Below are 2,614 nucleotides of genomic sequence, written 5' to 3'. Positions count from 1 at the left end.
CTCCTCCTCAACGAGCTCGCCACCCACGGGGACAAGCACACCTCGGCCTGCGGCGTCACCGCCCGCGCCGAGGTCATCGCCCACGCCTTCCTCGAGCTCCTGGACGCCACCGCCGGAACCCGGGACAAGCACACCGCCCGCGACCTCGCCGCCCATTTCCCCACCGCACTGAGGGTGCTTCGCCAACCCGACACGGACACCGGCGGCCGCGAAGCCGCCAGAGTGCTCTCCCCCACCGGGCCGCACGCCCCGATCCTGGTCAACACCGACCTGGCCCGCCGCGTGCACAACCCCATCCTCGGCGCCCTGCAACTCCACCACCACGCCGCAGAGCTGACCCCGGCCACCCAGCTCACCTTTCGGGTCGGCTCACCCGCGCCCCACTACCCCGGCCAGGAGAAACACGCGGACTGGCCCCTGCTGCGCCTCGACGCACTCGGACCCCCACGGGGACCGCTGGCACCAGAACGCATCCCTCAGACGCTGTGGCCGGGCACTGTCCCATGCCTGGCCGAAAGCTCACCCCACCACGGCGTCGTGGCCGCGCTGGCCCTGGCCAGGCTCGGCTCCACGCGGCCCTTTGGGCTCATCGCGTTCGACCTGGCGCTGCCCACCAGCATGGCCAACCAGGTCGGCTCCACCTGGAAGCTTCTCCTGCGCGGCGGGACCTGGCCGACCTTCCTGGCAGACCTCAACACGCTGTACGACCGGCTCGCCGACGACCCTCCACCCATCAACTACCGAGACCGCCGGATCCTCGGCGAGGACACCGACCTCATCGCCGCCGCTCTCACTCAGGCAGCCGACACCATCGACGTCCCCCATCCCGATCTCCCGAGCCAGCGACGCTTCTGGGAACTCTTCACCGGAGGCGACATCGCCTACGGCCCAGCCCAGCTGCAACTGCCCCCGGCCTCGACCGACTACGCCACCCACGTCGCCGAGCGGGCTCGCGTCGATGAAGCCCACATGCCGCTGTTCCGGCGCGCGCACCAGATCATCCACGAGAACGCCGCCATCCGCGCAGACGGACCCCTGACCTGGCAGCCACCTTGACTGACCAGACCGACCAGCACCCCCGAGCCAGTCGTGGACAGCACCCACCGATTCCCATCAGCACAGCGCACCCTGCACCTACCCGCTGCCAACTGGCACTCCCACGCCATCACCCACTACCTCCTCGGCCGAGGCACCGACATCCCCGTCGAGGCAGAACGCGGCAACCGACTGCGGTGGGCCGAACAATTCCCGGAAGACATCAGGAACCACCCCGACATCACCTACGCCGGCCGCTGCTACGGCGTCATCGCCGACGACGTACACCACGAGATCATCTACGCCATCACGGGCACCGTCGACAAGCCGACATGGTTCGCCTGCCCCCGCCTCGAATCCTCGAACCCGGCCGCGTACGAACGCCGCCTGGGCTCCCCACGTACGTAACGCACGGGGCGGCTTGTCGCCCGGGCAGCTGCCGCGCGGAACGATTCGAGCGCCAGGATCCCTATATCTTGTGACAAGGAGCGGACTGGGGCACAACATGTAGGCTCCGGTCCGGCGTTTCACGCTAAGGGTTGTCGGCGCCGTGGGGTAGCTTCTCCCCGAAGCACGCAGCCTCGGCGTCCGCCGAGGTGACGGATGCCGAGGCTGGCTCTACTTGGACCGTAGATCCTCGAGGCTACCCGGTGCAGTGCTTCGCGATCCCTCCGGGGAGAACGGAGTTTTCTCATGACCGCGCGCAGCGCCAAGAGTGGCCGGTTCGTCACGGCCTTGACCGCACGCCGCAATCCACGCACGACCATCACGATGAGTAACGGTTCCAAGAGCAGCGGCTATCGCAGTTCCATCACGGGCCGGTACGTGACCAAGGCCACGGCAGCACGTCATCCCGAGACCACCATCCACGAGGGCGGTGGTGCTGCGTGAGCTATCCCTGCACTGCCTTCGAGGTGCTCATCTCCTCCCCCAGCGATGTCACCACGGACACGCTCGCCACAATCCGCCACGCCATAGCACGGTGGAACGCCCAGATGGGCAAGGCCACCAGCACGGTGGTGATCCCCGTGGCCTGGGGCGAGGACGCCGTGGCTGAGTTCGGCGGTCGCCCGCAAGGACTGATCAACGACCAGCTGACCGACCGCGCAGACGCCTGCCTCGCGATCTTCCGGGACAAGCTGGGCAGCCCCACCGGTGAAGCGGTCTCCGGCACCTGGGAAGAGATCGAACGCCTCGACGCCGCTGGCAAACCCGTGGGCATTCTCCGCGACGCCAGCGCACGACCAGCAGCCACGGGGACATCGGACGTCGAAGAGCTACTCCGGCTGAACAAGCACATGGAGGAACACACCTACAGCCGAGCCCTGGTCTTGCCCTTCACCGACAAGGCAGAGCTGCAGGATCACATATCGCAGTTCCTCACGCGCTTCACCAGCCAAGCCGAACGCACGGCCGAGCACGAGCGGACCACGCTCCCAGCCGAGACCGACCCCGCCCTAGGGGTGTGGCCCCGGATCGAGAGCAGCGAGTACATCGAAACCGACAGCAAGGGACGCACGAAGACGCGTCGGCGTCACGAACTCGTCCTGTCCAACCAGACCGGTCGCCCGGTACATGG

General features: G+C 67.8%; 3 protein-coding genes and 1 pseudogene. All 4 read left to right on the top strand.

Annotated elements, in window-relative coordinates:
- A pseudogene (locus MOPEL_RS17710) lies at window positions 1-1,056 on the top strand (hypothetical protein); the annotation flags it as partial.
- 33 nt (window positions 1,057-1,089) lie between these two features.
- Window positions 1,090-1,443, top strand: a complete 354-nt coding sequence (locus MOPEL_RS09550) for a polysaccharide deacetylase family protein (protein ID WP_009482692.1) — start codon at window positions 1,090-1,092, stop codon at window positions 1,441-1,443.
- Window positions 1,444-1,728: 285 nt separating this feature from the next.
- Window positions 1,729-1,926 (top strand): hypothetical protein, encoded by a 198-nt coding sequence (locus MOPEL_RS16690; RefSeq protein WP_009482691.1) that lies wholly within the window; start codon window positions 1,729-1,731, stop codon window positions 1,924-1,926.
- The coding region (locus MOPEL_RS16015) for a DUF4062 domain-containing protein (protein WP_009482690.1) at window positions 1,923-2,614 on the top strand (692 nt) is incomplete at its 3' end. The genes MOPEL_RS16690 and MOPEL_RS16015, both read left to right, overlap by 4 nt.

The sequence above is a fragment of the Mobilicoccus pelagius NBRC 104925 genome (assembly GCF_000247995.1).
Taxonomy (GTDB): Bacteria; Actinomycetota; Actinomycetes; order Actinomycetales; family Dermatophilaceae; genus Mobilicoccus; species Mobilicoccus pelagius.
This window is presented reverse-complemented; position numbering and strand designations above follow the sequence as displayed.

Excerpts from the sequence above, each read along its gene's own strand:
- MOPEL_RS16690 (WP_009482691.1), top strand. The coding sequence starts at position 1,729 with ATGACCGCGCGCAGCGCCAAGAGTGGCCGGTTCGTCACGGCCTTGACC.